The 19,866-nt window shown below is 62.9% G+C and carries 17 protein-coding genes and 1 pseudogene; 8 read left to right on the top strand and 10 right to left on the bottom strand.

All coding sequences use genetic code 11. From position 1 onward, the window contains the following. The first annotated feature begins 98 nt into the window (after window positions 1–98). Entirely contained in the window at window positions 99–1,013 is a 915-nt protein-coding gene (locus tag ACZ889_RS15795; protein WP_003253946.1) for a LysR family transcriptional regulator, read from the top strand. Window positions 1,014–1,094: 81 nt separating this feature from the next. On the opposite strand, the pseudogene yfcF reads toward ACZ889_RS15795, so the two are convergent. Beyond that, a pseudogene (yfcF, locus tag ACZ889_RS15790) lies at window positions 1,095–1,727 on the bottom strand (glutathione transferase). Between yfcF and ACZ889_RS15785 the strand changes: the two are divergent. After that, window positions 1,719–2,075, top strand: coding sequence for a TonB-dependent receptor domain-containing protein (locus tag ACZ889_RS15785; RefSeq protein WP_476258022.1), 357 nt, complete (start codon window positions 1,719–1,721; stop codon window positions 2,073–2,075). The pseudogene yfcF and the gene ACZ889_RS15785 sit on opposite strands and share 9 nt — an antisense overlap. A 442-nt stretch (window positions 2,076–2,517) precedes the next feature. On the opposite strand, the gene ACZ889_RS15780 is transcribed toward ACZ889_RS15785, so the two are convergent. After that, complete coding sequence (locus tag ACZ889_RS15780; RefSeq protein WP_047602906.1) at window positions 2,518–3,441, bottom strand: LysR family transcriptional regulator; 924 nt, start codon at window positions 3,439–3,441, stop codon at window positions 2,518–2,520. Between the two features lie 97 nt (window positions 3,442–3,538). Here ACZ889_RS15780 and ACZ889_RS15775 point away from each other — a divergent pair, with 97 nt between their 5' ends. After that, entirely contained in the window at window positions 3,539–4,756 is a 1,218-nt protein-coding gene (locus tag ACZ889_RS15775; protein WP_098090529.1) for an MFS transporter, read from the top strand. Continuing rightward, window positions 4,753–5,694, top strand: a complete 942-nt coding sequence (locus ACZ889_RS15770) for a TIGR03571 family LLM class oxidoreductase (protein ID WP_047602908.1) — start codon at window positions 4,753–4,755, stop codon at window positions 5,692–5,694. The genes ACZ889_RS15775 and ACZ889_RS15770 overlap by 4 nt, the downstream gene beginning before the upstream one ends. An 88-nt stretch (window positions 5,695–5,782) precedes the next feature. Here ACZ889_RS15770 and ACZ889_RS15765 read toward each other — a convergent pair whose 3' ends face one another. The 8 genes from ACZ889_RS15765 to ACZ889_RS15730 form a co-directional block, all read right to left on the bottom strand. After that, entirely contained in the window at window positions 5,783–6,460 is a 678-nt protein-coding gene (locus ACZ889_RS15765) for a GntR family transcriptional regulator (RefSeq protein WP_047602909.1), read from the bottom strand. Window positions 6,461–6,582: 122 nt separating this feature from the next. Beyond that, entirely contained in the window at window positions 6,583–7,629 is a 1,047-nt protein-coding gene (locus ACZ889_RS15760; protein ID WP_180688220.1) for an ABC transporter permease, read from the bottom strand. Next, window positions 7,622–9,133 (bottom strand): sugar ABC transporter ATP-binding protein, encoded by a 1,512-nt coding sequence (locus ACZ889_RS15755; protein ID WP_180688221.1) that lies wholly within the window; start codon window positions 9,131–9,133, stop codon window positions 7,622–7,624. Before ACZ889_RS15755 ends, ACZ889_RS15760 begins: the two co-directional genes overlap by 8 nt. A gap of 55 nt (window positions 9,134–9,188) precedes the next feature. Beyond that, window positions 9,189–10,430, bottom strand: a complete 1,242-nt coding sequence (locus tag ACZ889_RS15750; protein WP_047602912.1) for a sugar ABC transporter substrate-binding protein — start codon at window positions 10,428–10,430, stop codon at window positions 9,189–9,191. 32 nt (window positions 10,431–10,462) lie between these two features. Next, window positions 10,463–11,971, bottom strand: coding sequence for an aldehyde dehydrogenase (locus tag ACZ889_RS15745; protein ID WP_108078395.1), 1,509 nt, complete (start codon window positions 11,969–11,971; stop codon window positions 10,463–10,465). Between the two features lie 67 nt (window positions 11,972–12,038). Then, a complete protein-coding gene (locus ACZ889_RS15740) occupies window positions 12,039–13,313 on the bottom strand; it encodes a carbohydrate porin (protein ID WP_144000009.1) in 1,275 nt (424 codons plus the stop codon). A 137-nt stretch (window positions 13,314–13,450) separates the two neighbouring features. Continuing rightward, window positions 13,451–14,623, bottom strand: a complete 1,173-nt coding sequence (locus tag ACZ889_RS15735) for an iron-containing alcohol dehydrogenase (RefSeq protein ID WP_180688223.1) — start codon at window positions 14,621–14,623, stop codon at window positions 13,451–13,453. Continuing rightward, the gene (locus tag ACZ889_RS15730; protein WP_180688224.1) at window positions 14,624–15,817 is read right to left on the bottom strand and encodes a glycerol dehydrogenase; all 1,194 of its coding nucleotides are present in this window, start codon (window positions 15,815–15,817) and stop codon (window positions 14,624–14,626) included. It lies immediately after the preceding gene. 280 nt (window positions 15,818–16,097) lie between these two features. On the opposite strand from ACZ889_RS15730, the gene ACZ889_RS15725 reads away from it, so the two are divergent. The 4 genes from ACZ889_RS15725 (at window position 16,098) to ACZ889_RS15710 (ending at window position 19,863) form a co-directional block, all read left to right on the top strand. Beyond that, window positions 16,098–16,889, top strand: coding sequence for a shikimate dehydrogenase family protein (locus tag ACZ889_RS15725; protein ID WP_098090542.1), 792 nt, complete (start codon window positions 16,098–16,100; stop codon window positions 16,887–16,889). Window positions 16,890–16,999: 110 nt separating this feature from the next. Beyond that, a complete protein-coding gene (locus tag ACZ889_RS15720) occupies window positions 17,000–17,692 on the top strand; it encodes an SDR family NAD(P)-dependent oxidoreductase (protein WP_180688225.1) in 693 nt (230 codons plus the stop codon). A 143-nt stretch (window positions 17,693–17,835) separates the two neighbouring features. Then, window positions 17,836–18,927, top strand: coding sequence for a glycerol dehydrogenase (locus ACZ889_RS15715; RefSeq protein ID WP_180688226.1), 1,092 nt, complete (start codon window positions 17,836–17,838; stop codon window positions 18,925–18,927). A 48-nt stretch (window positions 18,928–18,975) separates the two neighbouring features. Further along, entirely contained in the window at window positions 18,976–19,863 is an 888-nt protein-coding gene (locus ACZ889_RS15710) for a transketolase (protein ID WP_144000007.1), read from the top strand. The last annotated feature ends 3 nt before the right edge of the window (window positions 19,864–19,866 follow it).

Genomic DNA, 19,866 nt, shown 5'->3' with positions numbered 1-19,866 from the left:
ACCTGACTTTCCCTGCGATTGGTCCCCCTAAACCCGTGCAGGGTAACAGCCTTTGGCCTTAAGATTCACCTCTGCCCCACATTAGGCGAAGCGCACCGATGAATCGAAACGACCTGCGTCGTGTAGACCTCAACCTGCTGATCGTGTTCGAAACGCTGATGCACGAGCGCAGCGTGACCCGTGCCGCAGAAAAACTGTTTCTCGGCCAACCGGCCATCAGCGCGGCGCTGTCGCGCCTGCGCAACCTGTTCGATGACCCGTTGTTCGTGCGCACAGGGCGCAGCATGGAGCCGTCGGCACGGGCCCACGAGATCTTCGCCCTGCTGTCACCGGCACTGGATTCGATTTCCACTGCAGTCAGCCGCGCCGCCGAATTCGACCCGGCCACCAGCAATGCGGTGTTCCGCATCGGCCTGTCGGACGACGCCGAGTTCGCCTTGCTGCCGCAACTGCTCAAGCGCATTCGCGCCGAGGCGCCCGGTATCGTGCTGGTGGTGCGACGGGTCAACTACTTGCTGATGCCAACCCTGCTGGCCTCGGGCGAGATTTCGGTGGGGGTCAGCTACACCAGCGAACTGCCGGCCAACGCCAAGCGCAAGGTGTTGCGCCGCAGCATGCCGAAACTGCTGCGCGCCGACAGCGTACCCGGCAGCATCACCCTGGATGACTTCTGCGCCCGGCCCCATGCGCTGGTGTCGTTTGCCGGGGACTTGTCCGGGTTCATCGACGAAGCCCTGGAAGAAATCGGCCGCAAGCGCCACGTGGTGCTGGCGGTACCGCAGTTCAACGGGCTGGGGAGCTTGCTGGCAGGTACCGATATCGTGGCGACGGTACCGGACTACACGGCGGATGCACTGACGGCCGCCGGCGGCTTGCGGGCCGAGGATTTGCCGATACCCGTGCGCAGTTTCGAACTGCACATGGCCTGGCGCGGGGCACAGGACAATGACCCGGCGGAGCGGTGGCTGCGGTCGCGGATACAGATGTTCTTCGGGGATCCGGATAGCCTTTGAATTCCCGCCCTTCAGGCGAATATCTGGATCGGGCCCGATTGCTACCCTCAACCAAGGGCAGCGACCGTCCATACGCCGGCGCTACAGCATGGGTCGCATCAGCTTGACCCACTCCTGCACGGTCGGGCGTTGCCATTGTCGCTGAGCATAATCCTCCAGTTGGGCTGGAAGCCTGCCACCATTATGTATCAATCGATTGAGCATCAATGCCAGATCAACATCGACGATTGACCATCGACCAAACAGGTAATCGGGATTATCAGCAAGCAACAGTTGCGCGGCATTCACCAACTTTTGTTTTGCAGACTCCGCCAGTGCTGACAAGGGGCCGGACTTGCGGCCATAGAATACAACGAGCGTAGAGCGCTCTTGACGAATGGGGAGCAAGTCGCTGCGTAGCCACGCCTGAACTTGCCGCGCCCTGGCACGTTGCAGTGAGTGTTCTGGGTAAATCGGCGTGTGCGGGTACAGCTTCTCCAGATACTCAGTGATTGCCGATGACTCGGACAGCGCGAAATCGCCATGCACCAGAGTGGGCACTCGCTGCGTCAGCGAGAGATGGGAATAACCATCCGCCTGATGCTACAGGCTGTCCAGGTCAAGAGGGCTCCATTCGAACTCGATTCCCTTTTCGCGAAGCGCCGTAAAGCACGACATTGCATAAGGACTTGTGAATTGAGCGTCAACATGCAAGCACAGCCCTGAATTGTTCATAGCGTCATCTCCATATGCGGGAGCAATGACGCTAAGAGATCCGGCTCTAGAAATAAGCTGTGGAGCACCTATCGTCTGCCAGGCGAGCTGAATCGCCTGACCCTCGGGGGCGGTATGAACTGGCAGAGCGGCCTGAGCCTGACCACACACCTGGGCAAGGCTACCCAGGAGCAATACGCGGTCTTCAACCTGAGGGCCCGCTATGACCTCACCCAGCACCTCAGCGCTTCGGTCAACGTCAACAATCTGTTCGACAAGAAGTACCTGAGTTCGTTGGACCCGACGTTCTATACCGGTTATTGCGGTGAACCACGCAATGTGATGTTCAGTACCCGATACAGCTTCTAGCCGATAGCGGTCCTGCGTGAAGGGCGGGCCTGGGTCGAAAGCTGCCATTCGTGACATACGACCCATGTAGATGCAGCCCCGCCCTGCTTACGTCGATCCGGCCATGGAGATACAGTCCAGAGTGCGCCACCCCGACAGCTATCAGAAATCGCCATTCGCGATCGCGCATCCTGCTGGGGGTATCAGAGGGTATTTCTGGGAGGTGGAAGAAGCACAGCTTTGATTACTTCCCCATCTTGAAGCCGTTTTCAGTATCGATGCCTCGGCTGAAACCGAAGAGGATCTGATCGATTGGCGTGACGAATTTCCTCACCTCGATGTAGAAGGCCATGCCGTCAATGTGATCCTGCTGATCAACTCCGTCCAGCTCACTCTCCCTGCCAAGCTGGTGTGATAGCGGGAGCGTGGAGGTGTGGCATGAAGCGGGCCCTAGCCCAGCCACTCAACTGAAATACTGCACATCCAAACGCTCAACCAAAAAATCGATGAACACCCTCACCCGCTGCGGCAACTGTCGACCAGGCCCAATGAATACCGCATGCAGGATGTCTTGCTCACCACTGTCAAAATCCTCCAGCAGCGGCACCAGCCGCCCCGCCGCAATATCCGCTCCCACATGGAAATTGGCCAAGCGGGCAATCCCCGCGCCACCGAGGGTCAGCTGGCGCATGCTCTCACCGTCTTGCAGCAGCAGATTCCCCTGCGGCTCAACCTCGACGCGCTCGCCATCGGTGTCCTGATACACCCAGGCCTGAGAGTGCCGGTGAAAACCAAAGCTCAATCGATTGTGCTCGAGCAACTCCTGTGGCGTACGCGGGGTGCCCTTGCGCGCCAGGTAGTCCGGTGCGGCCACCGTCAACAAACGGCTACGGCCCAAGTGCCGTTGCACCAGCCGCGAGGCCTTCAGCGGCCCCGAGCGGATCGCCACATCGGCCCGGCGCTCAAGCAAATCGACCACCGTATCGGTCAGTTCGATGTTCAAGGTTATCTGCGGATAGGCCTCAAGAAATGCTGGCACCAGCGGCGCCAGGCAATGCAGGCCGAACGGCAGGTTGCTGTTGATATGGATGATTCCGCTGGGGCAGGCGGCATTGGCCACATCGCGCTCGGCGTTGTCGATCTGCTCAAGAATGCGCAGGGTCTCGACGTGGAAGCGCTCGCCCTCGGCGGTCAGTTCCAGGCGCCGTGTCGAGCGCAGTAGCAGGCGTGCGCCCAAGCGTTGCTCAAGGCGGGCGATCAGCTTGCTCACCGCCGATGGGGTCATGTCCAGGCGCCGCGCCGCTTCCGAGAAAGTGCCGCAGGCGACCACTTCGGCAAACACTTCCATCTCGCCAGAGCGATTGATGTCCTTGGCTCGGGTTTTCATGACTTGAATTCACAGCTGGTTGGAATTACACGAGTCTACATCACAAAACTGGCGCCTCGTATCCTGTGCTGCATCTTTCACCTTGCGAGCATTTTTCATGGCTACCCTCTCCTCAACACGCATACACCCCGGGGTGTACGTACTGGCCCTGACCGCCTTCGCCATTGGCGTGGCCGAGTTCATCGTGGTCGGTATTCTCCCCGCAATCTCCAACGACCTGGGCGTGACCCTGGCCACCGCGGGTGGCTTGGTCGGCCTGTACGCATTGGCGCTGGCGGTGTTCACCCCGTTCATCGTCTTGCTGCTGGGGCGCTTGCCACGTAAGCCGGTGTTGGCTGGCCTAGTGGCAATCTTCCTGGCTGGTAACCTGCTTTCGGCGTTGTCCAGTGACTACCCGACGCTGTTGATCGGGCGACTGATCACCGCCGTCGCCCATGGCAGCTTCTTCGCCATTGGGGCCACGGTTGCGGCGAGCCTGGCACCCAAGGGGCAGGCCAGCAAAGCCATCGCCATCATGTTCGCCGGGCTGACCCTGGCCATGGTCATCGGGGTGCCGCTGGGCAGCTTCCTGGGCAATGCCATGGGCTGGCGTCTGCCGTTCTACGCGGTGGCGGTGCTCAGCGCACTGGCCTTGCTCGCCACCCTGTTCTGGCTGCCGGCCCTGAAAACCGGGGAAGCCGGGAGCATCCGCACCCAGCTGGCTGCGCTCGGTCAACCGGCGATCTGGTCGATGATGCTGGTGACCATCCTGGGCTTTGGCGCAAGCTTTGCCGCATTTACCTTCATCACGCCGATCCTCACCGACATCACCGGTTTCTCCTCGGCCACGGCCAGCAGCTTGCTAGTGGTGTTCGGCATTGCCACGCTGATCGGCAACCTTGCCGGAGGCCGTCTGGCCGACCGCCTGGGCTGGCAACGGGCGTTGCGCGTACTGTTCGTCTTGCTGGCGGCGGTGCTGGTGTTGCTGGGCTTCTCGCTGTCGTCGCCAGTGGCCATGGTGGTGCTGCTGTTCATCTGGGGCGTGTTGGCTTTTGGCATGACGCCGGGCTTCCAGGCCGGCATGCTCGACACCGCTGGGCGCTACACGCCTAGAGCGGTGGATTTCGCCTCGGGGCTGAATATCTCGGCGTTCAACCTGGGCATCACCCTAGGTGAGACCGCCGGTAGCTACCTGGTGACCCACGGCCAACTGGCCCTAACCCCCTGGGCCGGCGTGGTCGCTGCGGTACTGGTGCACTTGCCGCTGGCGTGGCTGGTCTGGCGCGGCAAACGCCCAGCGGTTGACGCGGGTGCACAGGCAGGAGCGCAAGCATGAGCGGCGCCCTGGCAAAACTGACCGCTGGTGGCCTGAGCATCGGCCTGGAGCTGCCGCTGGACAACGACTGGACCACCCCACGCGATCAGACCCGGCAGCAGGCCGGCGGTCTGTTCGGTGTGCCGGACCTGGCACAGCATGCACAGCTGGCGACTCTCGCTGATCGCTTGGGCTTTCGCGCCCTGTGGGTACGCGACGTGCCGCTGTACGACCCGCAATTCGGCGACGCGGCGCAGGTGTTCGAGGTGTTTACCTACCTCGGATTTCTCGCTGGCATTACCCGCAACATCATGCTCGGCACAGCCGCGGTGGTACTGCCGATCCGAGAGCCGCTGCTGACTCTCAAGGCCGCAGCCAGCGTCGATCTGCTCAGCGGCGGCCGCTTGTTGCTGGGCGTGGCCAGTGGCGACCGACCAGTGGAATACCCGCTGTTCGAGCGCGACTTCGACAGCCGTGGCGAACGCTTTCGTGAGCATATCGCGTTGCTGCGCGACTGGCGCGGGCCGGGCCTGCCAGAGCAGATCGAAGTCTTGCCGCGCCCCTCCCAACCGCTGCCGTTGCTGGTGGCCGGCCTGGCTCAGCAGAGCCCGGCGTGGGTGGGTGAGCATCTGGATGGCTGGTTGGCCTACCCCGGCACGCCGCAGGAGCACGTGCGTCGTGCGGCGCTGTGGCGCGAAGTGGCCGGGGCCAAGCCATACGTGTCATTCCTGCACCTGGATCTGGATGACAACCCGGACACGCCGCTACAGCGTCACCGCTTTGGCGCGATGGTTGGGCGTAATGGGCTGATTGGCGAGCTTGAGGCGATGCGCGAGGCGGGGGTGGCGCATCTTGGCTTGCACCTGCGGCGCAATCGGCGGCCGCTGGATGAGACGCTGGAGGAGTTGGCGGCGTTTGTATTGCCGCATTTTCATGCCTCAGCCTGCAAGGGCCAGTAAGGCCCATTCGCGGGCAAGCCCGCTCCCACGGGGTCCGCGTGGGAGCGGCGGTTTGGCCCAATTTGCCCCGCGATAGGGCCGGTACTGCTCAGGCCGGACTCAGCGACTTGCGCTCCAGCCACTCCAACATCAATTCGCCCCAGGCGATATCTGCTTGCAAAGCCGCCTTGGCCTTGGCCGAATCACGTTTGCGCAAGGCCTCCAACACTTCGAAATGCTTGTGCTTGGCACTGGCCAACTCCGCCTTGGGCACTTCGGCGTGGAAGGTGCTGAGCAGCGGCCCCATCATCACCCACATGTTCTCCAAGGTTTTGAAGATCACCGGCATGCGCGCCGCGGCAATCAGGCCGAAATGAAACTCGCGGTTAAGCAGCGACGCCTTCTTGTAATCGACGCTGACCGCCGCCTGAAACGCCGCCTGCACCTGTTCCAGATGCTCCAGCTCAGCCGCAGAAATACGCTCGGCGGCCATCCCCGCCGCCTCGCCTTCGAGCAGGTGGCGAATCAATTGGATCTCGCGCAATTGGCTGACGCTCAGCTCTGGCACATAGATCGAGGTGGCAGCCTTCATGTCCAGTGCATGGTCGCTGACCAGGCGGAAAATCGCCTCGCGCACCGGGGTGATCGACACCCCGAACTCCTCGGCCAAGGCACTGATGCGCAGGCGGTCACCCGGCTGGTACTGGCCGTCCATCAATGCCGTGCGGATGATGCTGTAGACCCGCTCGCTCAGGTTGCCTTTATCCAGGGGCTTGTGAACTGTCACGCTGGTTCTCTCTCGTCTGGTGAATGGCCCGGCGCCAGCGTCCAGTGATGGTACCGCTGGGCGAGATGGCGAAGACGCATGATACATCATCATTCATGCGCCGCCAGCACGCCCGCTGGTATCTAGATTCGCGCGTCGCGCCTGCCAACCCCTTGCAGCAATACCGCCACCACGATGATCGCGCCCTTGATGATCTGCTGTGGGTAAGCGGGGACGCTGAGCAGGTTCATGATGTTGCCGATCAGGCCCAGCACCAGCACGCCAACCACGGTATAGAACAAACTGCCCTTGCCGCCGGACAACAGCGCCCCACCAATCACGCAGGCAGCAATTGCATCAAGCTCAAGGGCCATGCCGGCACTCGGCGTGGCGACTCCCGAGCGCGAGGCGATGACCACCCCGGCCAATGCACTCAACCCACCGCAGATGGCATAGGCGGCAAGCTTGTAGCGCTCCACCGGGATGCCCGCCAGGCGCACAGCGGTTTCGTTGCTGCCGCTGGCGATGATCAGCCGGCCAAAGGCGTTGTAACGCAGGATCAGCGCGAACACTGCGATTGCCAGCACCGCCAACCATACCGGCCAGGGCACGCCGAACAGGCCGTCCGCCTGACGACCGAAGTCGCGCAACAGCCCAGCGGCGCTCTGGCTGTCGGCGAGGCGTTGCGGCTGGCCATTGGAGAGTATGAACGCCAGGCCCCGGGCCACCGTCATCATCGCCAGGGTGGCAATGAACGGCGCCATGCGAAAGTAGGCGACGAAGCTACCCGTCACCAGGCCCATCAACACCCCTGCCGCCACGGCGATGGCGACCGCCAAAAACAGCCCAGCGCCCCCCTCCAGTGGCACCAGGTTCAGGCTCATCGCCACCACAATACCGCCCACCGCTGCCACCGACGCCACCGACAAGTCAATGCCGGCGGTGAGGATGACGATCAGCATGCCGATGCTCACCAGCATCAGCGGCGTCGATTGGCGTAGCAGGTTGCCCAGGTTCTGCCAAGTGAAGAAGTCCGCCGACAGGCTGCTGGCAACCACCACCAGCACCAGCAGCATGACCAAGGCGTTGTGCTGCAAAAACAGACGCTGCAGCGAGCGCCCCCAGGCCTGCGGCTGGGCAGGCTCGCCCGGCAGGTTGCCGGCGGCCAGTTTGCTCAGGTTGTTATCCACGGTGTTCGACTCCCATCGCCAGACAGATCATTGCGTGTTCTTCGATCGCACTGCCGCCGAGCTCGCCAGCGATGGCGCCATCGCGCATCACCAGCACCCGGTCGCACATGCCGATCAGCTCAGTCATTTCCGAAGACACCAGGATGATCGCCACCCCGGCCTCGGCCAGTTCATTGATGACCCGATAGATCTCGGTCTTGGCGCCAACATCGACGCCGCGGGTCGGCTCATCGAGGATCAACACCCGACAGCCGGCATCGACCCACTTCATCAGCGCGACCTTTTGCTGGTTGCCGCCTGACAGGTCGCCCACTGCCTGCTCGATCGAGCCGGTCTTGAGCCGCAGTCGCTTGCGCAGCGCCTCGACCCCGGCGCGCTCGCGCCGGCCGTCGATCCAGCCGCAGCGGCCGGTGTAGGGCGAATCAGGCCGCAAGGCGGCGTTGATCCGGATCGACATCTCCAGCAGCACGCCTTGCTGTTTGCGGTCTTCGGGGAGCAAGCCAATGCCGTGGCCGATGGCCGCACGCGGGTTGCGATTGCGCAGCAGCTGGCCATCCAGGCGAATGCTGCCGGCAGTGCTGCGCTCGGCGCCGAACAAGGCGCGCATGGTTTCGGTGCGGCCCGAGCCGACCAAGCCACTGAAACCCAACACTTCGCCGGCACGCACCTGGAAGCTGATATCGCGCACCAGCGGCCCGGCGCACAACCCCTCGACCTGCAAACGCACCTCGCCCAGGCTGGCCTTGCGCGGCGCAAACAGATCGCTCAGCTCACGGCCGATCATCATCTGCACCAGGCCTCGCTCATCAATGGCCGACAGCGGTAAGGTGCCCACCGTGCGCCCATCCTTGAGCACCGTAGCGCGGTCGCAGATCCGGAAGATTTCGTCCATGCGGTGCGAAACGTAGATGATGCACACGCCCTTGCGCCGTAGCTCATCGAGGATGCGAAACAACTGCTCGGTCTCGTGCGAGGTGAGCACCGCCGTCGGCTCGTCGAACACCAGCACCGAAGCGTTGCGTGACAGCGCCTTGGCGATTTCCACCGCCTGCTGGTGGGCTACCGGCAACGCGCCGACTGCGCGGCGCTCGTCGATGATGGCAAAGCCCAACTCGTCGAGAATGCGCCGCGCCTTGGCCCGCAGCGTGGCCCACTGCACCAGGCCCTTGCGCGCGCCGAGGTCATCGATGCAGATGTTCTCGGCCACCGACAGGTGTGGCGCCAGGGCGAACTCCTGGTAGATCACCGATACCCCCAGGCGCAGGGCATCGGCCGGTTTGGCGATGCTCGCCGGCTGCTGGTGCAACAGCACCTCGCCGGCATCGCGCAGGTAGGCGCCAGCGAGGATTTTCATCAAGGTCGATTTACCCGCGCCGTTCTCGCCCATCAGTGCGTGTATCTCACCGGCCTGGGCGCTGAAACTGGCACCACTCAGAGCGCTGATGCCGCCGAAAGCCTTGTGGATGTCGCGCAGCTCCACAGCGATAGTGTTTGAAGTATTCATAGGTCATGCCTCTGCAAGCGGCGCGCTGTCTGGACAGGCGCCGCATCCGCGGGGGTCAGCGCATGGCTGCCTTGAGCTGGTCGATGGAGCGGAACGCCGGCAATCGCTCGACACTGGCCGGGGCCTGTTCGAGCTGGATGAACTGCTCGACATTGGCCGGGGTAATCAGCTCGACCGGAAAGTACGAGGCCAGTGGCAAGTTGTTGGCGGCAAGCCGGCCATCGAGGATCTGATGGATCAGCTCGATAGCCGCCACGCCAGTTTGCGAACCACTGTTGCTGGCGGTGACCAGCAGCTTGCCCTGTTTGATCAGCTCCAGCGCGACCTTGAAGCTGCCAGCTGCGGCAGCGACTCGCACCTGGCCAGCCTTACCAGCGTTGTCGACGGCGCTGATCGCACCGATGGCAATGAAGTCGTTCTCCGCCAGGATCAGGTTGAGGCGTTCGCCGTGGGCACTGAGGATGTCTTCGCTGGCAGCCAGGCCGCCCTCCTCGGTCCAATCGCCACGCCCCCAGGCAAGCACATTGAAGCCCCCTTCGGGCCAGCTAAAACTGCCCTTGGCCTTTACTTGCTGGAACAGCTCGAAGCCCTTGAGCAAGGCATCCTCCCTGGACAGGCCGAGCTTGCGCTGTTCGGCGCGGGCCTGGACGATCCCCGAGATCATACCGTTGAGGCGGCTCTCGGAGGTGGAGTTGCCCATCACCCCGATGACCATGGCCGCGTTGATCTCGCTGGCCGGATCACTGTGCTCGACCACATAGCGCCCCGCCTCGACACCGCTGCCGTAGGGGTTGCCGGTACTGGTGGTGATAACCGGCGCTCGGGCGTCGGGGGCGGTACCGACGGTAATTACCGGGATCCCCGCCGCCACTGCCCGCTCGACATCGGCCACCGAGCCGAGGATGTCGGTGGGGTCGATGACGATCACATCGACACCCAGGGTGATGAAGTTATCGACCTGGGTGCTCTGGCGCGCGACATCGCCGTCGGCGACCTGCACCTGCATGTCATAGCCATAGCGTTCGGCCAGGCTGCGGGCATCGTCGATCATCGACACGAACCAAGGGTTGCCGAGGGTGATCTCGGTCCAACCAATACGCAGGCGCTCGCCCTTCTGTTTCAGCGGCAGGGCCTTGTCGACCTGGCTACGATCAGCCATTTGCGGATCGACCAGGCCAGACAGCGCGGTATTGGGGATCAATTGGTACAGCGGGTGGCGCGCCTCGGCGGCGGCTGGGCCCGCCAGCAGCGCAGTCATGGCCAGGGTGGCAAAAGTACGGGCAACGGTTTTGTTCATCTTATTGTTCTCCAAAGTTGCCGGGCGAAGGCTCACAGCTCGATCCAGGTGGACTTGAGCTCGGAGTACTTGTCCAGGGCGTGCAGCGAGCGGTCGCGGCCATTGCCCGATTGCTTGAAACCACCGAACGGCATGCTGATGTCGCCACCGTCGAAGCAGTTGACCCACACGCTGCCGGCACGCAGGCCACGGGCCATCTGGTGGGCGCGGGACAGATCGGCGGTCCACAGGCTGGCGGCCAGGCCATACGGGGTATCGTTGGCGATGCGCAAGGCCTCGAGATGATCGCGGGCAGTGATCACCGACAGCACCGGGCCGAAGATCTCTTCTCGGGCGATGGTCATGTCATTGCTGACGTTGTCGAAAATGGTTGGTGGGATGTAGTAGCCCTCGGCGCCCAGGCCATGCTTGACCCGCTCGCCGCCAAGAATCAGCTGGGCGCCCTCCTGCACGCCCTTGTCGATGTAGCCCAGTACCCGCTGCAATTGACTGGCATCGACCATCGCGCCCAGCTCGGTGGTTGGGTCCAGCGGGTCGCCAACCGTGATCGCCCGGGCCACCTTGAGCACCTCGGCAACGAACTCGGCGCGGATACCCGCCTCGACGATCAGCCGCGACGGCGCCACGCAAACTTCGCCCTGATTGAAGAACATCGACCGCGCTGCGGTGGTCGCGGCTTTTTCCAGGTCGCGGCAGTCATTGAGAATGATGTTCGGCGTCTTGCCGCCACACTCGAGCCAGACCCGCTTCATGTTCGACTGGCCGGAGTACTGCAGAAACAACTTGCCGACTTCGCCTGAGCCGGTGAATACCAGGGTGTCGACATCCATGTGCAGACCGAGGGCCTTGCCGGCGGTGGGGCCAAAGCCGGGCAGGACGTTGAACACCCCCGCCGGAATGCCCGCCTCAGCGGCCAGTTGGGCGATGCGCAGGGCCGTCAGCGGCGATTGCTCGGCAGGTTTGAGGATCACTGAGTTGCCCATGGCCAAAGCCGGCGCGACCTTCCACATGGCCATCAGCATGGGGAAGTTCCACGGCGTTACCGCCGCCACCACGCCAATCGCTTCGCGGGTCACCAGGCCCAATGCTGCGGGGCCCGACGGGGCGACTTCGTCGTAAAGCTTGTCGCAGCTTTCGGCGTACCACTGCAGACAATCAAGCACGGCGTGAACATCGAAACCTGCGCTTTCGCTGATCGGTTTGCCCATGTCGAGGGTTTCCAGCAGCGCCAGCTCATCCATGTGCTGCTCGAACAGTGCGGCAAAGCGCAGCAGGACTTTCTTGCGCTCCTTGGGGGTGCGCTGCGCCCAGACGCCGCTGTCGAAAGCGCGCCGCGCGGCCTTGACGGCAAGGTCGACGTCTGCGGCCTGGCACGAGACGACCTGGTTGAGCACCCGGCCATCGCGGGGCGAAATATTGTCGAAGGTTTCGCCACCCTGGGCATCGACAAAGCGGCCATCGATAAATGCCTGGCCCAGCAGTGTGAGGTGGCTGGCACGTTGCTGGACGCTGGTGAGGTCAACGAAATTGGCAAGGCTCATGATTCACTCCATTCATACATGATGCATCATTAAAAAAGCGACACGGCGCCGTGTTGGCACCATCGCCCTAGAAGCTGATTTCGGTTTTCAGGCCCCAGACCACCACGCTGCGGTCATGCTCAAAGCCGCCTGGGTTACGTACGTACTGCACATTGGGTCTGAGGGTCAGCGCCGGGCTCAGGCTCAGGCCGTAATACAGCTCCAGTGGGTACTCGACGTCGGCGCGCTGCGGTTGCCCACTGGCTTGCTGGACACGCCGGGCCGAACGCGGGTTGACCTCCAGGCGGCCCAGGGCAACGCCAATCTCGTCCTGCGGGCGCTGGGCCAATGGCCCGCTGATGAAGGCGCCCACATGCCAAACCCGCTCGATGCTGGAGACATCCCGGTCAGACTGGATGAAGTTGGCGAACAGGGTCAGGCCGCGCGCGGGGTTGCGCGCACTCTGGTACACGCGCTGTTCGGCCATGGCGTAATAGCCGTTGGCCTGATCGTGCTGCTTGGCTTGCGCGCCAGTCAGGCCGATGGGCTGGCCGTCGACATCGTGGTAGATATCAGCGAAGTCACCCGTGTTGCGCCACAGCCCGAGCCGATAGCTGCCCGGCAGGCCATTGAAGCTCGGCTTCCAGGCCAGCTCACCTACAGCCAGGTAGCCGCTGGTGCCTGACGGGCTGGCGAAATTCAACCCTTGGCTGTTCTCGGTAAAACGTGGGTTGACCTGATAGATCGCGGTATTGAGCCACCAATCATCGGCCAACTGCGCAGCCAGGGTGGCGCCCCATTGGCTGACCGGCCAGGTGAACCAGTTGGGGGTGATGTAGCCCGGAACGGCGCCGCAGAAGGTGAGGTTCTGAAACTTGCAGGAGAACGGGAACACATCGCCGCTCATCGGCAGCCGCCCGACTTTGAGCAGCAGGCGTTCATCGAGCAACGCTTGCTGGTAATACATCTGCACCAAGCGGGTGACGCTGCCGTAGCCGTAGATCTCCTGGGCAGCCAACAGCGTACCGGTGTTGGCCTCTTGAGTCAGGCTCTCGCCGTTGCGGTTGCTCAGGGTCAGGCGAAACGCCGCGCCCTGCCAGCCCAGCAGGCGCTGCAGGTCGAAGCGCGCATCGGCCATCAGCTGATCGCTGTATGTGCCCTTGTGCTGCTCGCCGCCCTGGGTGTTGTAGGCCAGCTCATTGACATAGGTGAACTGTAGGTCCACGCCCTGCTCATGCAGGAGGGTGCGCTGGCCTTGCCAGTCGCCGAAGAGAAAATTGGCCGGTGAATAGCTATCGGCCTGGGCCAGGGGCAAGGCGCACGCGCCCAGTAACCCGACCCCGATCAAGGTGGTTCTTGCCATTGCGTTGAATTCCCGAAACTGGTTTTTGTGGTTGTTGTTCAGCGGTTCGAGTGTGCAAAGGTGGTGCTTGGTATTGAGTGCTGTGGTGCACGCTTCGCGGCTTTAGCCGCGAAGCGAGAATGTTGAGCCGATCCGGTCTAGAGGCACTGCCTGACGATCTCGGCCACCTCCTGCTGGTCACGAATCGGTTTCGGGTGGCACGCCAGGTCCTGGTTGAAACTGGTCCAAACCACTTGGGCGAACTCATCGACCTGCTCGGGCTTGAGGCCATAGCTGCCGAAAGTGTCGCGCACGCCCAGGCGCGCAAAGTGAGCGCTGACAATCTCCGGCAACCGTGACGCACGCTGGCCTTCGGGCAGGGTATGGGTGCTGGGGTCAAGAATTTCGGCAACGCGGGCGAACTTGCCGGCGGCCACCGGCAAGGTCCAGCGGATCACCTGCGCGGTGCTGGCCGCTACCGTGCCGCCATGCGGGGCATCGGTCATCGCTCCCAGTGGCTGGCCGAGCGCGTGCGACACGGTAACCCCAGCGCCAGCGATGGCCATGCCACCCAAGGTCGAGGCAAAGGCCATGCGCGCCCGCGCCTCGAGGTCATCGCCCTGTTCGACACAGCGCAGGGCATTGGCCGCGAAAAGCCGAATCGCCTCCAGCGCGACCATCTCCACCCAGGGCGTGGCGTGGATGCTGATGTAAGCCTCAAGGGCATGGCAGAAGGTGTCGACCGCGGTCAGCGCAGTTAGCCGTGGCGGCTTGGAAACCAGAATCTGCGGGTCGATCAAGGCCACATCCGGATAGATGTGCGGATTGACGATGGCACACTTGAGGCCCAGCCCTGGATTGTTGATGACAGCAAACGGTGTTGCCTCGGTGCCGGTGCCGGAAGTCGTCGGCACTACCAGCAACGGCAGCCCGCGTGCCTGCGGACGGGTCACCGGCTCACCGAGGCGCTCGGTGTAGTCCCAGCAACTGCCGCCATGCACGGCGACGAAAGCCACCGCCTTGGCCGAGTCGATCGCACTGCCGCCGCCAATCGCCACCACCACCTGGCAGCCACTGTCACGCACCAGCGCCACTGCACGGTCGATGGTGGTGTGCCGTGGGTTGGGCACGATGTCGTAGAACTCCACTGCGCTGATGCCGCGCTCGGCAAAACTGCCCAGCACCTGGGCGACCAGCTCGCTGCCTTGCAGGAACGGGTCGACCATCAGCAGCACCTTGTTGCCATAGGGGGCTACCTTTTCGCCCATGCGGCGGATCGCCCCGACCTCAAAATCCAGTTTGACCGGCAGGCTTGCCTGAAATGCTATCATCTACTCACCTCTGCTAATGGCCGATGGCAGATCCCGAGCACCCGATGTGCTCAGGATCGATCCGCCTTTTTTGTAGAATTCGCCCAGGTCGCTGGCACCGATCAGCGCCGCGCGCATTTCCCAGGTGGTGACTTGGAACGGCTCTACCCGGCTGGTCTGCTGCGGCGATGCGGCGACCTGCACCACTTGCTGCAACTCCTCTTCGCTGAGGTCAGCGAGGCCAAGATCGGCAAAACACACCGGCAGGCCGATCGCCAGGCACAGCCCCAGCAATTGATCCAACTCGCTGGCCGGTGCGCCTTCCAGAAGCAGCATCACCAGGGTGCCGAAGGCGACGTACTCCCCGTGGTAGGCCGTGGCGCGCGCACCCAGCACGCTGAATCCGCAATACACCGCATGGGCAGTAGCCACGCCGTTGCTTTCGAAGCCGATGCCGCTCATCAGGGCATTGGCCTCGATCACCCGATTCAGCGCCTTGGTGACGATCTGCCGGGAACAGGCCATGACCGCTTGCACGGCATCGGCCTGGAGCACCTGGTGGCACAGCTGGGCAATCGCCATCGAGGTGAGGGTTGGTTTGCCGCCGCCCTCGCTCGCCTGCAAACCGCCACCGGCCAGGCCGAGAAAGTTGTCGTTGTTACCTTGCACGCAGGTACGCGCTTCGTAATAGGTGGCCAAGGCGTCGCCGATGCCAGCAACCAACAAGCGCACCGGGGCCTGAGCGATCACCCAGGTATCGACCACCACTACATCCGGGCTGCGTTCATGAAACAGCACGTCATCGAAACTGCCATCTGGGTGGTACAGCACCGACAAGGCGCTGGTCGGGGCGTCGTTGGAGACCACGGTGGGTACGATGCACAGCGGCAGCCGCGCTTGCTGTGCCACTGCCTTGGCGGCATCGAGCACCTTGCCGCCGCCCACGCCAATCACCCCATCGCAGCCCAGGCTGTGCTGCAACGCAGCCAGGCGCTGGACCTCGGCGCGGGTGACTTCGCCATCGAACACGGCGTAGTGCAGGCTCAGGTCGGGTTGATCGAAGCTGATGGCCAGGGTCTGTTTGAGGCTATCCAGACGGCCCTGGCTGGTGATGATCAGGAAGCGTTGGCCAAACCAGGCGATATGCCGGTAGAGGCGTTCAAGCTCTTTGTAGCCCTGAATGTAGCGGCCGGGTGCGGCGAAGATCTGGGTCATTCGCACCTCCCGCCACGTTCGAGCGGCAACGCACAACGTATTGCTTGCATGGGTTCATCCTCGCCTTTTCTTAGGCTGTTGTTGTTTTTGCTATCAGGACGTTCACCGGCTCGGGGCCGACTGAAAACATGATATATCATATTTATTTTTAAGGCGCCAAGCGCGATCCTTTGACTTCAAGGCAAAACACTTTTGCTTGCGGCGCTATGCCAAAAGAAAGATATATGATGCATTAATAAACGTACTTTCCCTGAACCTGTCCGCAAAAAGGAATGCAGCCATGCCAATCACCGGCACCACCCAGGTCGTGGTCCACCTGACCTACCCGGCCAAGCATTTGCGCACGCCGTCCTTCTTCAACCCGTTGCTTGAACGCCTGGGCCATGACGGCGTGCTGGTGCCTTGGGAGGTTTCACCCGCCAACCTGGCCTCAGCTTGGCAAGGCCTGCGCGGGATCGAGAACCTCGCCGGGGTGATCGTCACCGTGCCGCACAAGATCGAAGTCGCGCATCTGTGTGATGAACTCCAGGGCACGGCGCAGCTGCTCAAGGTGTGCAACGTCGCTCGCCGTTTAGCGGACGGGCGCTTCACTGGGCGGATGTTCGATGGCGAAGGGTTTGTCCGTGGCCTGAAGAACCAAGGCCACAGCCTGGCCGGCAAGCGCGTGCTGCTGCTCGGCGCCGGTGGCGCCGCCACGGGGATAGCTCACGCCCTGCTGGCCGAGCCATTGGCGCAGTTGGTGATCAGCAATCGCTCCGCGGCCAAGGCCCGGGAGCTGGCGATCCAACTGCAGGGTCTGGTGCCTGGTCGTCTGGTCGCAACCGGTGCCGCCGATGGGCGTGGCTTCGATGTGGTGATCAATGCCACCGCCTTGGGGCTGAAGGCCAATGACCCGTTGCCGCTGCCGGCAGAAACGCTCGAACCGGGCACGCTGGTCGGCGAAGTGGTGATGAACCCTGATGTCACCGCGTTGCTGGAGGCCGCTCAGGCGCGTGGCTGCCAGATCCACAAAGGCGTGCACATGCTCACCGGGCAGGTTGAGTTGTTGGCTGATTTTCTGTTCGGCCATTAATGCCCGGTGGCTGTTCTTGGCGAGTAAACCCGCTGCTACAGGGCCTGTGCCGGCCTGGTCGAAACCAGCTGTCTTGCCCCCACATAAAAACCTCTATAACGGAGCACCGCATGACCAAGATCGCAATCATCACCGGTGGCGGCTCAGGCATTGGCCTGGCCACTGCCCAGCGCCTGCTCGCCGACGGTTACCAGGTGCATACCCTGGGCCTGGGCGAACCTGAGCAACGGATTGCAGGTATTCACTATCAGGAGCTGGATGTCACCAGCGACGCCGCGGTAAACGATTTCTTCAGCCGTTTCGAACGTATCGATGCGCTAATCAATGCTGCTGGCGTCATCGACCACAGCCGTGAATGGCACCTGGACGGCTTCAGCCGCGTGCTCGAGGTCAACCTCACCGCTGTCATGCGCATCAGCAACGCCGCCCTGCCCGCGCTCAAACTGGCCCGCGGCGCGGTGGTCAATTTCGCTTCGATGTGGGGCATCTTCGGCTCGGCCAAGACCCCGGCCTATGCCTCGAGCAAAGCGGCCATCGCTGAACTGACCCGCTGCCAGGCCGTGGCCTGGGCGGGCGACGGGGTGCGCTCGAATGCCGTGGCACCCGGCTGGATCGTGACCCAGCTATCACGCCGCGCCTACGAAGACCCGAGCCGCTCAGCCAGCATCCTGTCACGCATTCCAATGCAGGCCTGGGGCCAGCCTGAAGACGTGGCCAACGCCATCGCCTTCCTGGTCTCGGCCAACGCTCGCTACGTCACCGGCACCACCCTGGCCGTCGACGGTGGCTACTCGATCGCCTGATTCGCCGCTGAACTGACCTACGGCCGTTACTGCCAGCTGAAGTCGCTTGACGGCCAAAACGCATGATATATGATGCATCACGCATGACCGAGATCCTCGCTGGTCTCGCATAACAACAACAAACAGTCACAAAGAGGTGCCGTATGAATCTGGTATTCGGATCGCCCGGGCGCTACGTGCAAGGCCCTGGTGTACTTGATGAGGCAGGCCAATACCTGGCCCATTGCGGCCGCAGCGCCGTGGTGGTCATCGACAGTTTCGTCATCGGCCTGGTCAAGGAGCGTCTGGACGCCACCTGCGCCCGCGCCGACGTCCAGCTGCACTACATCACCTTCGATGGTGAGATCACCGCCCACGGCATCGCCGCCTTGCGCCAGTCCGCGGCGCGGTTTGCCTTCGACATGATCCTGGCAGTCGGTGGTGGCAAGTCGATCGACGCCGGCAAAGCCCTGGCTCACTCCTCTGGCGCGGCCCTGATCAGCATGCCCACCGTAGCCTCCAACGATGCGCCGACCTCAAAGAACTTCGTCGTCTACGACGAGCATCATCAACTCAGCGAAGTCGGCCACCTGCTTAGCAGCCCACGCTATGTACTGGTCGATACCCGCCTGATCGCCCAAGCTCCCCGCCCGTTCCTGCTGGCGGGCATCGCCGATGCCCTGACCAAGAAGTTCGAAGCCGAACAATGCCTTAAGGCCGGCGGCATCAATATGTTCGGCGCCCGCCCTTCGCTAGCCGGCGTGACCCTGGCCCGTGAGTGCTACCAGGTGCTGCGCGCGAACGCTGAAGAAGGCCTGGCGCTGGCAGGCAGCGGCGAAGTCAACGAATCGTTCGAGCGCCTGATCGAAGCCGTACTGCTGATGAGCGGCCTGGGCTTTGAGAGTGGCGGCCTGTCGATCGCGCACGCAATGACTCGCGGCCTGTCGAAGATCCCCGGCGCGCGTGACCAGGTGCACGGCTGGCAGGTTGCCTACGGCCTGCTGGTGCAGCTGGTTCTGGAAGACCGCGAAGCGGCGTTCATGGCTGAGCTGCTGGCCTTCTACCGACGCATCGGCCTGCCCTGCAACTTGGTTGATCTGGGCGTCAAGGTGCTCGACCAGGCGACCCTGCTCCAAGTTGCCAAGCCGACCCTGCAAGCGCCCCACGCGCTCAATTTCGTGCGCGCCAACGGCCACCCCCTAACCAGTGATGAACTGATCGAGGCCATGCGCGCGCTCGAATCTTTGACCCGCTGAATTTCCCCGGCAACACCCACCCTGCGATGCCTGAATTTGGAGGTAGAGATGGCTACACCCCGTAAAACCCTCGAGGCCTGGAAAGCCAGCGATTTCGTGCCTAGCGCCGAGACCGTCGCCCACCTGCGCGACCGGGCGAAATTCGTCCGCCTGGAAACCATCCGCTTGATCGAGATCGCCAAGACCGGCCACTACACCTCGGTGTTCTCCGCCGCAGAGCTGTTCTCGGCGCTTTACTACGACGTACTGAACCTGCGCCCAGAAGAGCCAAACTGGGCTGGCCGTGACCGCTTCCTGATGGGCAAGGGCCATGCTGCCGTCGGTCAATTTCCGATCCTGGCCGACCTCGGCATCTTCCCCAAGCAATGGCTGGATGACTACACGCGCCTGGGTAGCCCTCTGGGTGATCACCCTGATATGCGCAAAGTACCCGGTATCGACTTCTCGTCCGGCTCCATCGGCCATGCCCTGTCCGGCGGCCTGGGTATGTGCCTGGCGCAGCGCTTCACCGGCCACGAATACGACGTGTTCGTCATGCTCGGCGACGGTGAAATGCAGGAAGGCCAGGTCTGGGAAGCGGCCATGGGCGCGGCCCACCACAAGGCCAGCCGACTGATCGCGATTGTCGATCGCAACGGCTTCCAGCTCGACGGCAGCGTTGACGATGTCATCGGCGTCGAGCCGCTGGATGAGAAATGGCGCGCCTTCGGCTGGGAAGTGCACGTGATCGACGGCCACGACATCGCCGAGGTGACCACCACCCTGCGCAAGGTCAAAGCCGACGAAAACCGTGACAAGCCGGTCTGCATCATCGCCAAGACCATCAAGGGCAAAGGGGTTTCCTACATGGAAACCGAGCCGGGCTGGCACCTGGGTTACCTGGACCCTGAAGACGCCAAACGCGCCATCGCTGAAATCGAAGCCAAGGAGATCTGAAAC

The organism is Pseudomonas sp. TE3895 (genome assembly GCF_056278855.1).
Note: the sequence above shows the minus strand (reverse complement) of the source record. Positions and strands in the feature narration are given on the sequence as shown.